18 protein-coding genes and 1 riboswitch are annotated in these 15,555 nt (G+C 47.5%); of the genes, 16 read left to right on the plus strand and 2 right to left on the minus strand.

Annotated elements, in window-relative coordinates; translation table 11 throughout:
* Positions 1 to 19: 19 nt before the first annotated feature.
* The 4 genes from SPB21_RS32990 (at position 20) to SPB21_RS33005 (ending at position 3,513) form a co-directional block, all read left to right on the plus strand.
* Positions 20 to 148, plus strand: coding sequence for a universal stress protein (locus tag SPB21_RS32990; protein ID WP_348918559.1), 129 nt, complete (start codon positions 20 to 22; stop codon positions 146 to 148).
* A complete protein-coding gene (hoxE, locus tag SPB21_RS32995; RefSeq protein WP_163670435.1) occupies positions 145 to 654 on the plus strand; it encodes a bidirectional hydrogenase complex protein HoxE in 510 nt (169 codons plus the stop codon). The genes SPB21_RS32990 and hoxE overlap by 4 nt, the downstream gene beginning before the upstream one ends.
* Complete coding sequence (gene nuoF, locus SPB21_RS33000) at positions 651 to 2,273, plus strand: NADH-quinone oxidoreductase subunit NuoF (protein WP_499869275.1); 1,623 nt, start codon at positions 651 to 653, stop codon at positions 2,271 to 2,273. Before hoxE ends, nuoF begins: the two co-directional genes overlap by 4 nt.
* Before the next feature lie 124 nt (positions 2,274 to 2,397).
* A complete protein-coding gene (locus SPB21_RS33005) occupies positions 2,398 to 3,513 on the plus strand; it encodes a hypothetical protein (protein WP_499869277.1) in 1,116 nt (371 codons plus the stop codon).
* A 462-nt stretch (positions 3,514 to 3,975) separates the two neighbouring features.
* Here SPB21_RS33005 and SPB21_RS33010 read toward each other — a convergent pair whose 3' ends face one another.
* Entirely contained in the window at positions 3,976 to 4,416 is a 441-nt protein-coding gene (locus SPB21_RS33010; protein WP_499869279.1) for a DUF4278 domain-containing protein, read from the minus strand.
* A 33-nt stretch (positions 4,417 to 4,449) separates the two neighbouring features.
* Positions 4,450 to 4,534: riboswitch (Glutamine riboswitch) on the minus strand.
* A 245-nt stretch (positions 4,535 to 4,779) separates the two neighbouring features.
* Here SPB21_RS33010 and hoxU point away from each other — a divergent pair.
* The 12 genes from hoxU to SPB21_RS33070 all read left to right on the plus strand — a co-directional run bounded on the left by hoxU (position 4,780) and on the right by SPB21_RS33070 (position 14,709).
* A complete protein-coding gene (hoxU, locus tag SPB21_RS33015; RefSeq protein WP_499869281.1) occupies positions 4,780 to 5,496 on the plus strand; it encodes a bidirectional hydrogenase complex protein HoxU in 717 nt (238 codons plus the stop codon).
* 57 nt (positions 5,497 to 5,553) lie between these two features.
* Complete coding sequence (locus SPB21_RS33020; RefSeq protein ID WP_499869283.1) at positions 5,554 to 6,102, plus strand: NADH-quinone oxidoreductase subunit B family protein; 549 nt, start codon at positions 5,554 to 5,556, stop codon at positions 6,100 to 6,102.
* Between the two features lie 167 nt (positions 6,103 to 6,269).
* Positions 6,270 to 6,830, plus strand: coding sequence for a CBS domain-containing protein (locus SPB21_RS33025; protein WP_163670458.1), 561 nt, complete (start codon positions 6,270 to 6,272; stop codon positions 6,828 to 6,830).
* 48 nt (positions 6,831 to 6,878) lie between these two features.
* Positions 6,879 to 8,321, plus strand: coding sequence for a Ni/Fe hydrogenase subunit alpha (locus SPB21_RS33030; protein WP_499869285.1), 1,443 nt, complete (start codon positions 6,879 to 6,881; stop codon positions 8,319 to 8,321).
* 69 nt (positions 8,322 to 8,390) lie between these two features.
* Positions 8,391 to 8,906, plus strand: a complete 516-nt coding sequence (locus tag SPB21_RS33035; RefSeq protein ID WP_499869287.1) for a hydrogenase maturation protease — start codon at positions 8,391 to 8,393, stop codon at positions 8,904 to 8,906.
* Positions 8,888 to 9,229, plus strand: a complete 342-nt coding sequence (gene hypA, locus SPB21_RS33040; RefSeq protein WP_499869289.1) for a hydrogenase maturation nickel metallochaperone HypA — start codon at positions 8,888 to 8,890, stop codon at positions 9,227 to 9,229. The genes SPB21_RS33035 and hypA overlap by 19 nt, the downstream gene beginning before the upstream one ends.
* 15 nt (positions 9,230 to 9,244) lie before the next feature.
* Positions 9,245 to 9,991 carry a hydrogenase nickel incorporation protein HypB gene (gene hypB / locus SPB21_RS33045; protein WP_499869291.1) on the plus strand — a complete coding sequence of 249 codons (747 nt, stop codon included), beginning with the start codon at positions 9,245 to 9,247 and terminating at the stop codon, positions 9,989 to 9,991.
* Between the two features lie 79 nt (positions 9,992 to 10,070).
* A complete protein-coding gene (locus SPB21_RS33050; RefSeq protein ID WP_499869292.1) occupies positions 10,071 to 10,553 on the plus strand; it encodes an adenosine-specific kinase in 483 nt (160 codons plus the stop codon).
* A gap of 22 nt (positions 10,554 to 10,575) precedes the next feature.
* The gene (gene hypF, locus SPB21_RS33055) at positions 10,576 to 12,897 is read left to right on the plus strand and encodes a carbamoyltransferase HypF (protein ID WP_499869293.1); all 2,322 of its coding nucleotides are present in this window, start codon (positions 10,576 to 10,578) and stop codon (positions 12,895 to 12,897) included.
* Positions 12,898 to 12,914: 17 nt separating this feature from the next.
* On the plus strand, positions 12,915 to 13,154 hold the full coding sequence (locus tag SPB21_RS33060) for a HypC/HybG/HupF family hydrogenase formation chaperone (protein WP_163697965.1): 240 nt from the start codon (positions 12,915 to 12,917) through the stop codon (positions 13,152 to 13,154).
* A gap of 461 nt (positions 13,155 to 13,615) precedes the next feature.
* A complete protein-coding gene (locus SPB21_RS33065) occupies positions 13,616 to 14,065 on the plus strand; it encodes a hypothetical protein (protein ID WP_163670479.1) in 450 nt (149 codons plus the stop codon).
* A 14-nt stretch (positions 14,066 to 14,079) separates the two neighbouring features.
* Positions 14,080 to 14,709 (plus strand): CBS domain-containing protein, encoded by a 630-nt coding sequence (locus SPB21_RS33070; RefSeq protein WP_163697963.1) that lies wholly within the window; start codon positions 14,080 to 14,082, stop codon positions 14,707 to 14,709.
* Positions 14,710 to 14,933: 224 nt separating this feature from the next.
* On the opposite strand, the gene hpf is transcribed toward SPB21_RS33070, so the two are convergent.
* Positions 14,934 to 15,518, minus strand: a complete 585-nt coding sequence (gene hpf / locus SPB21_RS33075; RefSeq protein WP_163670489.1) for a ribosome hibernation-promoting factor, HPF/YfiA family — start codon at positions 15,516 to 15,518, stop codon at positions 14,934 to 14,936.
* Positions 15,519 to 15,555 lie beyond the last annotated feature (37 nt).

The raw sequence follows: 15,555 nt of genomic DNA on the forward strand, positions 1-15,555 counted from the left end.
GGGGGCATAGGGAGGTGAGATGCTATTGGGGAGTGTGAGTCATGATGTCATGCATCATGCTCCCTGTTCAGTCCTGGTTGTCCATGGGTCGAATACAACCAAACGTCATGAACACAAGACGGAGGACGTCATCGTAGACCATCAATGACTGTTAACTCCACCATTCATGCTCCTTCAGCTTCTAACAAGCGATTACGCCTGTTAGAAGCCACCATGAAACGGCATCAGTATCGTCCAGATGCGCTGATTGAGGTGTTGCATCGCGCTCAGGAGCTATTTGGTTATTTAGATATCAATTTGTTGCTGCACATTGCTCAGCGACTGAAACTGCCTCCTAGTCAGGTGTATGGTGTAGCTACCTTTTATCACTTCTTCTCGTTAGCTCCAAAAGGCGTACACAGCTGTGTTGTCTGTATGGGGACAGCTTGTTATGTAAAACAGGCGGCACAGCTGCTCAGCTTTTTGGAAAAAACTACGGGTATTAAAGCTGGAGAGACAACGTCTGATGGGCAGCTGTCGTTGATGACGGCTCGCTGTTTGGGTACCTGTGGCATTGCCCCTGCCGTGGTTTTTGATGAGCGGCTTGAAGGGCATCAAACCGTAGAAAGCGTAACGGCACGTCTGAATACTTGTTTATCTGCATCTAAGTCATGACTTTAGAGCAATTACGGCAGTCTGCATCAGCTGCTCCAAAAAAATGTCGCATTTGTTGTTGCACGGTTGGTGGCTGTCTGTCTGCTAATGGTGCTGTCGTTAAAAAACATCTGAAAACGGCGGTGGCTGCTAGTAATTTAACCGCTCAGGTGCAGGTGTCGGGTGTGGGCTGCATGGGGTTGTGCAGTCAGGGGCCATTGGTACGGGTGGAATCTGAAGACGTAGCTGATGTGCTCTATCGGCAGGTGACGCCAGAACAGTCTGCGGCTATTGTGGCATTGCTCACTCAATCGCCTCACGCTGAAAGCAGCAATCTCAAAACTCAGCCGATGGATAGTCCATTTTTTACCAGACAGCATCGGATTGTTTTAGAAAATAGTGGTCGCATTAATCCAGAAAAGATTGAGGGGTATATTGCGGCATCTGGGTATGAAGCGCTTTATCATTGTTTGCGAGAGATGTCACCCGACGAGGTGGTAGATGAGATTACCCGCAGCGGTCTACGGGGTCGAGGTGGGGCAGGTTATCCGACCGGATTAAAGTGGGCCACAGTGGCAAAAATGCCGTCGGGGCAAAAGTATGTAGTGTGTAATGCGGATGAGGGTGATCCGGGGGCTTATATGGATCGCAGCGTGTTAGAGAGTGATCCTCATCGGGTGTTGGAAGGACTTGCGATCGCAGCCTACGCCGTCGGTGCTAACCAGGGCTATATCTATGTGCGGGGAGAGTATCCCCTGGCCATTAATCATCTACAAACTGCCATTCGTCAGGCCAAGCGCCATGGTCTTTTAGGTAGTCAGATTTTTGATTCTCCCTTTGATTTTCGCGTTGATTTGCGCATGGGTGCAGGTGCCTTTGTCTGTGGTGAAGAGACTGCCTTAATGGCATCCATTGAAGGAAAACGGGGAATTCCTCGACCGCGTCCCCCTTACCCCGCTGAGTCAGGATTATGGGGGTGTCCCACATTAATTAATAACGTGGAGACCTATGCTAACATTGCTCCCATTATCCGTAATGGTGCGGCCTGGTTTGCCTCTATTGGGACTGAGCAGAGTAAAGGGACTAAAGTCTTTTCTCTCACGGGCAAGGTGAAAAATGCAGGACTGATTGAAGTACCCATGGGAATATCCCTCAAAGAGATTGTGGAGGAGATGGGACAGGGTGCCCCAGATGGAGCTCAGGTGAAGGCTGTGCAGACCGGCGGGCCTTCCGGTGGCTGTATTCCTGCGGATGCTTTTGACACATCTGTGGATTATGAATCGCTGAAAAAACTGGGTTCGATTATGGGCTCAGGCGGCATGATTGTGATGGATGAGCATACCCACATGGTGGATGTCGCTCAGTTTTTTATGCAGTTTTGCATGGATGAGTCCTGTGGGAAGTGCATTCCCTGTCGGGCTGGGACGGTACAACTTTACCAGTTGTTGACAAAGTTTAAAGAACACCGGGCAACACCCGCAGATTTAGAGCAGTTGGAGATGCTGTGTGATGTGGTGAAGCATACGAGTTTGTGTGGTTTAGGACAGGCGGCTCCAAATCCAGTGTTGAGTACGCTGCGATATTTCCGAGATGAATATTTGGCGGCGATGGCGGTGGGGGGTGTTGAAGTGCCTGCCTGAGATTTTACCATGGGCCATCCCTTATTAGACCTGGCGGAACAGGGGGGAGATCATTAGGCATTACAAACAATGGCTTCATAGGTGGGTTCAGTTGTTTAGGGCTCTATGGTTACGGGAAAAATTCATGTCAACAACACCTAGTACAGACAAACAGTTAGGGTGGCATATTTTGCAGCCCCCACGGCAGGCGTTTGGCATTTTCAGTCGCTTAAGACTGGAATGGGATTATTTTATGATCCATGACCATGGAGGAGCCTTTACTGGATCCATTGGCTATGTGTTAGCTGATCCAACTGCGCAAAGAGTACGTTGGTTAAAACGATTTACACTGTTGCCGAGTGGTGTGGGTGTTGCGATCGCAGGCATGTTCACTCATGGTCACAAAATCGCAAATTTCCTACATTTCGATTTCGATCAGGCTCAACTTTCCACCGATACCAAATCCCTCACCGCCCAGGATGATGTCAGTAATCTCCAGGCTACTTTCCACGTGAAACCCAATAATAGTCTACAGATAGCAGGGCGCACCCATGACATTGAGTATCAGCTGGCCGTACAAGAAGATTGGCAAAATCACTCTTCCCATGGCAGCGAAGTATTTACGCCCGTTACCGGTCGAGATATGGGGCTCCTGCCATGGGAACAATGGACCGTTGATGTCATTTGGCCTCGGACTCAAGTCTCTGGCTATATTCGAGACTTAAGGCAAAAAGTAACTTTTGAAATTGTTGGCCATGGCTATCGCGAAAATTCCTTTGGGCGATGGCTATTTTGGGCAGGCGGCTGGGATTTTGCCGCTATGTCAGACGAAAAAACTGGTGTTCAATGGGTTTGGCAAACCTATCATCATTCTCAAGACTTAAGTTATCTAGACCTTAGTTTTCCCATCGAGGGTGTTCAACAAGCGTTTCGCTTTTGGGCTAGGGAAGGCCAATTACAGTGGCAGCATCACCATTGGTGCTTGGACCCCAAGGCTCAACAGAAGTTTCCTTTGGATGCAACGATTTATGCCCATAATCAGGACTATATCGTTGAAACAACATTGAGCATTGGTGATAATGAGATTGCACTATTACATGAAAATTCTTGGTACACCAGGATCTATGTCATTTTTGCTCTCTTTCCCTTCTGTAAGGGCTCTATTTATAGGGTAGCTGATGGTGCTCGGGTATTGGAATTTAGCGGCCAGGGGGGAGGAGAATATTCCACTCTACGACTTCCTAAAATACGTTTAAGTTGAAACCAGTTGCGCTGACCAGACAGATTATTTCAACGATACAGAAAAGTCCACTGTTCTTAAGGAAATTTGGCTTTTCTGCATTGTTGGTAGTAACCCCGTTATCAGTTGGTGAGTGGAGCCATATAAGAATATGGAGAGTGCTATCTCGGGAGTCCGCACTCACAGGTGACACACATGCCACCAACCCAATCACAGTCGCAGCTAGCAAACGACTAAAACGTATCAAGCTCATAGCATCCTCCTTCTTCCGGAGAAAGATAAGTTGAAACTGTTTTTATCAGGCTAAAAGGTTAAACCTGTCGTGTTGAATCCTGACCAGGCATATCATTTCAACCCTCAAGAAAAGTCCAACGCCCTTAAGGACATTGGACTCAGGAGCTTTACCACGTACCCTTAAGGGGGCCTGGCAGTTTAGCGATAGAAACGGTATGTCTCATGAGACTCATGGCTGAGCCAGACCTTTCAACTCATGGCCGATTTACTGCGGTCATAACCAGCAAAATCATGGGGAATTTTCCCTTGAATATGGCTTTCATATTCGGCAGCATTTTCCATCGGTAGACCGACATCTTTAGCAGCTCGAACCAGCATAGAGTGTTCACGCCGACGAATGTTGCGCAGATGTTTCATAACAAGGCCACGCATCCAAGCCTTAATCGGCAGAAACTCAACAGGAGCTGTTTCAGCAACAGTGGTTATGGGTGTTGATTCAGCCATTGTTTCACCAACTGTGTAAGGTACACCCCGATAAACCAACTTAGCCTCAAAGGGATACGCAGGCGGAGGATTTTCAACAGTTTTAAATTGAATATCCTGGCCACGATATTTCCCCACATCACCTGTAGGGCGAGTGCCCAACTCTGTAGGCTGGTAATTATAAGAAACACCACGATACTTTAACATAGTGCCGCCTCCTTAGACTGTGTAGAGAAGAGAGGCGCGTTCCTTCGGGATGACTCCCTACTTCCGTCTCTGTTGGTGTTTCCCTATCAGAAAAATCACCATCAAAGAGATGAACGATTTATCCTACATCCTTATTATCTTATGTAGTTTGATGTTTTATCTAAGATGTTTACACATTGACACTTAGATAAATAAGAGTGAGAAAATAGTCACTGAGGTCAAAAAACTTCATAAGTTTCTCAACGTTTTAAAATAACCTGGAATCAGAATTGTATCGTCCCTAGGGTCTACATCTTATCTCCTTAAGAGTAATATCGCTTCCATTTGACGTTTACTAGCACTTTATTTTCACACTAATCTCCAATGTCTGTTAAAACTCTAACCATTGATAATCAATTGATTAGTGCCCGTGGGGGAGAGACTATCTTAGATGCTGCTAGAAATGCAGCGATCGCAATTCCTACCCTTTGCTATTTAAAGGGATTATCTACCGTAGGAGCCTGTCGCCTGTGTTTAGTGGAAGTGAAAGGAGCGTCTAAGCTCTTACCTGCCTGTGCGACAGCAGTGCAGGAAGCTATGGTGGTGCAGACGCATACCGAGCGACTACACCATTATCGACGCACAATTGTGGAATTGCTGCTCGCTGAAGGTAATCATGTCTGTGCGGTCTGTGTCTCCAATGGTAATTGTGAATTGCAAGATTTAGCGGTGGAAATGGGGATCGATCATGTTGGTCTTACCTATCAGTTTCCAGACCGTAAGGTAGATATTTCCCATGCTCGTTTTGGGATTGATCACAATCGCTGTGTTCTCTGTACGCGCTGTATCCGAGTTTGTGATGAGGTGGAAGGGGCCCATACGTGGGATATGGCTGGGCGAGGCCATACATCCCATGTGATTAGCGATTTGAACCAACCTTGGGGAGAGTCGAGTAGCTGTACCTCCTGTGGTAAGTGTGTGAATGCTTGTCCGACAGGAGCCTTATTTCATCGGGGTTCAACGGTTGGGGAAATGCAGCATGATCGAGACCAGCTTAGCTTTATTACAACGGCTCGTCAGCAACAACAGTGGATTAGATAAACAGACTGCCTTCCCAAGTTCCTCAAAATTTTTACATATATTGCGAGTCTATAGACCATGGCAAAACTTAAACTGGCAACGGTTTGGCTAGGGGGATGTTCTGGCTGTCATATGTCGTTTCTCGACCTGGACGAGTGGCTATTTGAGCTGGCTAGTCAGGTGGAGTTAGTCTACAGCCCCCTAGCGGATGTTAAGACCTATCCTGACGGTGTGGATGTGGTCTTGGTGGAGGGTGCGATCGCAAACCAAGACCATCTAGACATGATCCATCAGGTTCGCGATCGCACCAAATTTCTCGTCTCCTTTGGTGACTGTGCGATCACTGGCAATGTCACGGCCATCCGCAACATCCTAGGTGCATCGGAGTCAGCCGACTCTGTTCTCAACCGCGCTTATCTAGAGGCAGATGTTCAACCTCAATTGCCCTATGGAGATCTGGTTCCCACCTTGCTAAACCAGGTCATACCTGTTCACCAGGTGGTATCGGTGGACTGTTATTTACCTGGCTGTCCACCGGATGCTAAACGGATTCGAGCTGTGTTGGGGCATTTGCTACAGGGGAAACAACCGCATTTGATAGGTCCTGAACTGATTAAATTTGGCTAGGTGAAGTAAAGCGCTTGCCCTTCAATCATCACCCCATTACCCCATTACTTATCTACGAAATAAATGCCTGAATAGGGGATTTCCTCACAGGTTCCTCACACTTTCGACATAAAAATAAGGGGTAGGGCACCTGTTTGTATTGGAGTCACCGCTGAGGGAGGGCGATCATGTTATTTGTTAAAGATATTATGACCAAGCCGGTTGTTGTCATTCGCAGTTCGGCTACGGTAGAAAATGCTATTTGGCTGATGCGGACTAAGCGAGTGCGATCGCTAATCGTAGAAGAATTTTATGAGCAAGGTCCCTATGGGATTTTGACGGAACGAGATATTGTTTATAACGTAATTGCTAAGGGGCGATCACCTCATTTTGTTCGTGTTGACCAAATCATGCGACGCCCCTGTATTTGTATGCCGATGGAGGCAACATTGCAAGAAGCTGCCAAAATTTTCTCCGAGTCCGGGATTCATCGGGCTCCTGTGATTGAAAATGAACAGCTCTTAGGGATTGTTTCAATGACGGATATTTTAATGAAAGGTAATCCAGGAGCCTTATCCAAGGATGATCTATCCCGACGTGTCAATGAAGCTCTTCAGCATGCTCGTGTCATTGATGATCAAGATGCGCAGATCCAGCAAGAATGTGATATTGCCTGGCAGGTGCTGGAGGAAATTCAAGCAAATACTGGAGAGACTTTGCCTGGAACGCCTGTATATCCAAAAGGTTGAAGTGAGTGGACGGTCATTTCGTAGTTAGCCTGAGGAACTATCGGTGCGGTGAGCAAACGAATTGTCATTAACCCGGTTACTCGGATTGAAGGGCATGCCAAGATCTCGATTTATTTGGATGATCAGGGAGAGGTTGCAGATGCTCGATTTCATGTAACTGAGTTTCGTGGATTTGAGAAGTTTTGTGAGGGTCGCCCTTTTTGGGAAATGCCAGGAATTACGGCTCGTATTTGTGGCATTTGTCCTGTCAGTCATTTGTTAGCATCGGCTAAATCTGGTGATCGTCTACTGGCAGTGCAAATCCCCCCAGCGGCAGAGAAGTTACGGCGATTAATGAATTTGGGACAGATTATTCAGTCCCATGCTCTGAGTTTTTTTCACTTGAGCAGTCCGGATCTCTTGTTGGGCTGGGAGAGTGATCCGGCTCAACGTAATGTATTTGGGGTCATGGCAACTGAGCCTGCACTAGCTCGGGGGGGAGTGCGGCTACGTCAGTTTGGTCAAACCGTGATTGAACAACTGGGGGGACGCAAGATTCATCCAGCTTGGGCTGTCCCAGGAGGTGTTAGGAGCAGTCTGTCACGGGTTGGGCGGGAGCAAATTTGTCAGCAGTTATCTGAGGCTAAAAAAACGATCTTAGAAACGCTCACCCTATTTAAGAAACTACTGGAAGACTTTCAAGAAGAGGTTCATATCTTTGGTAATTTTCCCAGTTTGTTTATGGGCTTAGTTGGTGCTGATGGTACCTGGGAGCACTATGATGGCTGTTTGCGAGTGGTCGATAGCGGTGGCAACATTCTTGGGGATCAGCTAGATCCCAGTAATTACAGAGATTTCATCGGTGAGGCGGTGCAGCCAGATTCCTATTTAAAGTCACCTTACTATAAACCTTTGGGATATCCTGATCAGACGCAACATTGTCGCTTAGAAAATGGCCTGTATCGGGTAGGGCCGCTGGCCAGGTTGAATATTTGCGATCGCATCGGCACGCCCCTGGCCGAAATTGAGCTGCAACGTTTCCGGCAGTACGATATGGGTAACAGTTCTTTTTTCTATCACTATGCGCGACTGATTGAGATTCTCACCTGTATTGAACGAATTGAGCTTGCCCTGGACGATCCAGACCTACAGAGCCATCATCTCAGAGCCAGAGCCGATGTCAATCAACATGAAGCTATCGGCGTCGGGGAAGCTCCACGGGGTACTTTGTTTCATCATTATAAAATTGATGACACGGGTTTATTAACTTACGTCAACCTAGTTATTGCTACGGGACAGAACAATTTGGCCATGAATCGTACGGTTGCCCAGATTGCCCGTCATTATATTCACGGTCCCCAGATTCCAGAACCCATGCTAAATCGTGTAGAGGCGGGTATTCGTGCGTTTGATCCGTGCCTGAGCTGTTCTACCCATGCCTTTGGCAAAATGCCGCTGCAGCTCCAGTTGATCAGTGCAGAGGGGCAGCTGCTGGCTGAATGTTACCGTTAAGACTTCATAAGATCCTCATATCTTTTTAATAGCTTTAAGAAAAAGCAGAGCACACACGAGGCTGGTCCTATGCTGCCATCGACTCAAGAATTAACAACGCTTGAATATGACTTTTTAATCATTGGTTACGGTAATGAACTATGCGGAGACGACGCCGTTGGTCCTTGGGTTGCGATGGTGGTGGCCGAATGGCACTTACCGGCTGTTAAATCCTTGGCTGTGCCACAACTGACACCAGAACTGACCGCTGAATTAGCGAAAACAAACTATGTGATGTTTGTGGATGCCTGTGGTAATCAGGGTATTCAAACGGTACAGATTGATCCCATTGTTGCCTACGACGAGCAACCTGAGTCCATGGCGTTTGCAGCCCACAGCTATGATCCGCTGGCGTTACTCAATCTCACCCAGCGGCTGTATAACCATCATCCCCAGGCTTGGCTATTGCAAATTCCCATTGAATCCTGTGGTTTAGGACGTCAGCTTTCATCCAAAGCCCATCAAGGTTGCGATCGCGCCTTGAGGTCAATTGAGCAATTCTTAGTTACCTATCGACAACCAGCCCCATGCATGAAATTGGCCTGATACAGACTGCTTTATCTGTGGCCTTAGACCATGCGCAAGATCAGGGTGCTCGACAGATTCATCGTATCCAACTCCAGGTAGGAGAGTTATCAGGGGTGGATCCAGATGCTCTGGCATTTGCCTTTGACGTGGTCAGTGGCGGTACCCTGGCAGAAAAGGCCGAGCTAGAGCTTATACCAATACCCGTGAGGTGTTATTGCTCATCATGCCAACAGATATTTCAGCCCTCAGACTGGGTGTATAAATGTCCACGCTGTCATCAATTGAGTACGGACATTCGTCAAGGTAAAACCTTAGCACTCACGTCCTTAGAAATTTCATAAGGAGGTGCATTTAGTATGTGTGGACATTGTGGTTGTCAGCATGACCGGCAGATTTTGCCGTTACATCAGAATGTATTAGAGAAGAACGATCATTATGCCGAGCATAATCGGGCATTTTGGCAGCATCTTCTGGTGATCAATATGTTGTCGTCTCCGGGGGCGGGTAAGACAACGCTGATTCAGCGTATCCTCAACGACCGTGACTTAATTGCGGGAGCTGATCCATTAGACCGCCTGCATGGAAAGGTGAAACCGGGAGTGATTGTTGGTGACCTGGCTACTGACCGTGATGCCGAAAGGCTGCGTCAAACCGGTCAAAAAGTCATACAGATTAACACAGGAAATCTCTGCCATCTAGAAGCAGAAGGTGTTGGTCGGGCCGCACGACAACTGGGTTTGGATGACCTAAATTTACTTATCATTGAAAATGTAGGTAACCTGGTTTGCCCTGCTGCCTATGACTTAGGAGAAGACCTGCGCCTGGTGTTGATGTCTGTGACTGAGGGAGAAGATAAACCACTGAAATATCCCACCCTTTTTAAGTCCGCTCACGCTGTTATCATTAGCAAAATTGATCTAGCTAAAGTTGTAGGCTTTAATCGTGATGAAGCACTACACCATCTACATCTGATTATTCCCCAAGCTTTAGTATTTGAACTTTCTGCTACCACTGGTGAAGGGTTAGCCAGTTTTTATGCTTACATAGGACAGGCCATCTTTCAATGCCATGACAAGGTAAACCCTGTTGTGAATGCATGTTAAGTGAGATTTCTGCTATCACCTTTAGCCGGGACTGCATTTTCATACCGCCCCCTAAATACATCACTCTTTGGAATTATCAATGGAACTAACACTTGTTGATTTAACCTTGCCCAGCGATAGCAATTTAATTTTGGGGCAGAGCCATTTTATCAAAACCGTAGAGGATCTCTATGAAGTCATGGTCAATGCCTCTGCCCAGATCAAGTTTGGTCTAGCGTTTTGCGAAGCGTCCGGCCCCTGTTTGATTCGCGCAGCTGGGAATAGTGAGTCGCTACAGACAGTGGCAGTTGAAAATGCTAAAGCGATGGGTGCAGGTCACAGTTTTGTGATTGTTATGCAGCAAGGGTTTCCGGTCAATGTGCTGAACGCTATTAAACAGTGTCCAGAGGTTTGTCGCATTTACTGTGCTACGGCCAATCCGGTCCAGGTGGTGATCGCCACCAGCGACCAGGGACGTGGCATTTTGGGCGTTATTGATGGTTTTGCGCCCAAGGGAGTAGAGGCGTCGCAGGATGTGGCTGAGCGCCAACAATTTCTACGACAAATTGGCTATAAGCTATAGAAAACATGAAGTTGGAACAGTCATGATGCCGGTAACGCCTTCCCTTTGTCGACGTCACCTGACTGTGCGAGGGACTGTGCAGGGAGTGGGCTTTCGGCCATTTGTGTATCAGCTGGCAACAGCATTAGGTCTGGCGGGTGGTGTGAAAAATACTTCCCAGGGCGTCGTGATTGAAATAGAGGGGCCTGAAAAGACGTTACAGATTTTCTTTCAAGAGCTACAACAGGACTTGCCACCCCATGTAGTGATTCGAGCACTAGAGCAACAGGACCTACCAGCGCAGGGGGTAATAGGGGGGTTTCACATCTGGCCTTCTGAGGCTGTGGGCAAGGCTACTAAGACCCAAATTTTGCCAGACCTGGCCACATGTGCTGAGTGTTTGCAAGATATTCTTTCCCCTGATAATCGTCGCCATCACTATTCGTTTACCAACTGTACCCACTGTGGTCCTCGGTTTAGCATTATCCGGATATTGCCCTATGACCGCTGCCACACAACGATGGCGAACTTTACCATGTGTGCAGACTGTCAGGCTGAATACACCCAGCCTGACAATCGCCGTTTTCACGCTCAGCCCAATGCCTGTGCTGTTTGTGGTCCGCATCTAGAGTTTTGGATAAAAGAACAACAAAAAGGACCACAGCAGTCTGGCAACCCGCTACAGTTGGCTATCGCCATGCTACGTCGGGGTGACATTGTTGCGCTGAAAGGGTTGGGTGGATTCCAATTACTAGTGGATGCCCAAAACCATAGTGCTGTGGACCGTCTCAGACAGCGTAAAGAACGCCCTGATAAACCGCTAGCCCTGATGTACCCTACCTTAGAACAGGTTCACCAGGACTGTAAGGTCTCCGCAGACGCTGCTAAATTGTTGTCCTCAGCCCAGGCTCCAATTGTGCTTTTGCCAAAACGATTAGGGAGTTCTTCCCTAGCCAACAATATTGCACCCAAGATGGATCGTCTGGGGGTCATGCTGCCGACCACACCGCTGCATCATCTTCTCCTTCAGACGTTGACCTCTCCTGTTGTTGCCACTAGTGGAAATCTTTCCGGGGAGCCTATTTGTATTGCTAAACAAGATGCCTGTCAGCGACTAGCTCCCGTGGCAGATGGTTTCTTGGTCCACAATCGTCCCATCCAACGTCCGGTTGATGACTCTGTTGTTCAACTTATCCACGACAAATGCCAGGTGTTACGTCATGGTCGAGGCTATGCACCCCAGGTGATTTCGCTGTCTGGTCTAGTGGCTTCTGACACGCGTATTTTAGCCTTGGGTGCTCACCTCAAAAACGCAATTGCTCTGTTTTCAGGCGATCACATTGTGCTGAGTCAGTATATTGGTGATTTGGATGCCCCACGAACCCTGGAACGGTTGAAACACACCGTGACTGACATGCTTTCTCTCTATACCTGTCAGCCGACGGCCATTGCCTGTGATCTTCATCCGGACTATGGCTCTACGCGACTGGCCCATACTTTGGCTGAGCAATGGGCTGTGCCCGTGATCTCGGTACAGCATCACTATGCCCATGTTCTCGCGGGTATGGCTGAGCATTCCCTAGGTGCGCCGATCCTGGGCGTTGCCTGGGATGGTATGGGGTATGGTCCTGATCAAACTGTTTGGGGAGGAGAATTTCTCCAGATTACGACGTCTGGTTTTGAACGAGTTGCCCATTTGTTACCCTTTCCTCTACCTGGGGGGGAATTGTGTAGCCGAGAACCTCGAAGGTCTGCTTTGGGTCTGCTTTATGGCTGTTATGGCGACGTGGCATTTGAGCGTGATGACTTAGTTCCCGTACAAGAATTCTCAGCATCTCAACGGACTGTTCTACAGCAAATGCTGACTAACAAAATTAATACGCCTATGGCCTCCAGCGTGGGGCGACTCTTTGATGGGGTGGCGGCACTGCTTAATTTACATCAAGTTGTTAGTTTTGAAGGCCAGGCGGCACTGGCCCTGGAGTTTGCCGCCGCTGAAACAATGGTTAAGCGAGGCTATCCTTTTATAATTTCAAGTACTGTACCCTACATTATTGACTGGCGACCGATGGTGCGAAAAATCATTCATGATCAGGGTCAGGGGGTGGCGACAGCGGTGGTGGCTGCCAAGTTTCACCGCACGTTGGTGGAAATTGTGACTGCGATCGCAAAACTCATCAACAACTCCAATATCATATTGACCGGCGGTTGCTTTCAAAACAAACTTCTCAGTGAGCAGACCATTCAACATTTACAAATTACAGGATTCACCCCCCACTGGCATCAGCGTGTGCCGCCCAATGATGGTGGGATTGCCGTTGGGCAGATAATCGGTGCATTACGTCATCTGTCTATGTCTGTCTAACCCTTAGGAGAACAACGATGTGTCTGGCCGTACCCGGAAAAATCATCAGTATTAAAGGGGAGGATCTATCTCGCATGGGCCGAGTTAGTTTTGGAGGCGTAGTCAAAGAAGTTAGCTTGGCCTATGTACCTGAAGCCCAGGCCGGTGACTACGTAGTGGTCCATGTAGGATTTGCCATTAGCAAACTTGATTTAGAAGAAGCAGAACAAACCCTGACCTATCTTCAACAGATTGCAGCCAGTGCCAACTCGGATTAATCAAGTATGTACTGCTATATCAGGGATGGACATATGTTGACGATATGCCGAATCAAACCAACAAAGGGGTAAAGCCTCGCCCGAGGGAAAGATCAGGGAATCACTGTTTAGAACTTTCTTTAGCTGGGGCAGATAGGCATGGAGGTCACTTTAGTACGGGACAGAGTCATGCCCATAAAAAGTCTCCTTCACAACCGCAAAGATGGTGTGGGCATATGGTTGACTCTCCTAGTATAGAATTCTAAACATGGCCAAGACAACCATTTTGGACATGCATAAGGTTTATTAAATATCCTCATAAGTTCACCAAGATTTTTGTCTAGGATCAACCTAGAGAAATAGCTGGAGGCATCTCTATGGCTGGTAGATGTTGCCCAGTTAGGTTAATTAACTTTGGCTGGCTTCTAACATTGGGTGTTATCTTACTCACTCCTGTCACTGTTGAGTCGCAGTCCCCTACCATGGAAACTCCATTGGCCAATCTCACGGATGGGGCCTATCAGCTTTGTACTGAGCCTGCCCCTGAAGATTGGCGTGATGGTTCAGGAACCTGTCTAAATATTGATAAACAGGGCACAATTGTTGATGGCTACTATGGTTATCCCCACAGCAGTGCGTTTGTCTGTTTACGTGGCTCAGTTATTGATGACTGGTTCCAGGGTAAAGGTCTAGTGATTAGTTGGACAGGAAATCCCTGGCCAGAGATCTCTCAGGAAGAGTTCACTTGGGACTCTCCAGAGGGGCTTTTATCCTTAAGTCAGGCTGAGTTAGTCCATAGCGAGGGTGTGGGAGAAGAACAGGTGAAGTGGATTATCTTTCACACCGCAAAACTGAATATGCAATCCATGTACCTGTATGATAGTCCGCGGATGACATCGCCCGTACAGCTATGTGATTGGCCAGTAAATTAGTAGAGGTATCTATAATGATGCGAGTAGCCGATATTATGACCCGCGAAGTGGTTACTATTCGTAACTCTGCAACCATAGCAGAAGCCGCTAAGCTGATGAGTCAGCGTGGGGTTCAGGCGTTAATTGTGGAACGCAGCCATGCACTAGATGCCTATGGTGTAATCACGGTTGAAGATATTGTTGGCAGAGTGATCGCGTTTGGCCGAGATGCTAGGTGGATAAGAGTCTATGAACTGATGACAAAACCCTGTATCGTCTTAAATCCTGATTTAGGTGTGGAATATGCAGCCCGGTTATTGACCCAGGCGAATCTACACAGTGCCCCCGTCATTCAATCGGAACTATTGGGAATTGTGTCTGTTACCGATATTTTGGAACGTAGTAACGCAATTGAACAACCTCAGGAAACCTTGCTTGCGGATCAAATTTGTGATCTCTCAGAGAAAGCACGTCATGTTTGCCGAGAGAATGGTCCAGCGTCAAAGGCCTGCCTCAATGCTTGGTTAGCGGTCGATGCATTACAAGCAGAAGCTGCACGTCAACGAGCTGAATCCATTGACAAGACGGCCTCTGAGCAATATTACGATGAAGAGTACCCAGAGGCATTTAAGGATAGAGAGTATGAGGCCTGGTGTAGTGGTTAGGGGTGAGTGGTTATATGACAATTACTCCCCTCGCTAATGCAGTGCGGTTACCCATGCATGGGGAGATAAAGAGGTTACCATGAATACATTGACACTTCGGCTCCTATGGGCAGTAGTTCTGACTCTATCGTCTGATGATATTGTTGGTCTTTCCCATGAGGTATAAACTTATGGACATAGGCGTTAACGCTAAAAACGCCTATGTCCCAACCTATATCACTTCGCTAACTATCAGACTGCTCGCGCGGTTGAATGACGCCATAGCCGCCATGGTTCCGCTCATAGATAACATTGATTTCATCAGTCTGGGCATTGCGAAACATATAGAAATCATGATCCACGAGTTGGAGGTTATCCAGAGCCTCTTCGACAGATATAGGAGGCATCATAAAAAACTTGTTGCGCACTACTTTAGGCGGTAGTTCTGGAGAGCGATCTGACGATTCCAAAGCAGTTGTTTCAAGTGACTGATTTAGATCATTGCTAAGGGATTCCCGAGGCTGGGCTCGACGTTGTTTTTTGGTTTTATATTTCTGTAGTTGACGAATCAGCTTATCGGTTACTAAGTCAATGCTGGCATAGAGGTTTTCATGTTTTTCAGCAGCTCTAATAACTGTGCCACTTGCATGTACCGTCACCTCAGCACGTTGTTGGGATGGCTTTTTGATTTGAAGAGGGGCGGATAGCTTAACGTCAACTTTGGTTGCAATATCTTCATGACGTGCTAGTGCTTTACCAATTTTTTGACGGACATAGTCATTTATGGCATCTGTGACTTTAAGATCTTTACCTTGAATAACCCATCGCATATAGGATTGGTCTCCTTACAGGCTACGGTCAGCTTTG

Origin of the sequence: Leptothoe sp. ISB3NOV94-8A (assembly GCF_043421595.1) — a bacterium.
In the GTDB taxonomy this organism is placed as follows: Bacteria; Cyanobacteriota; Cyanobacteriia; order Phormidesmidales; family Phormidesmidaceae; genus Leptothoe; species Leptothoe turfae.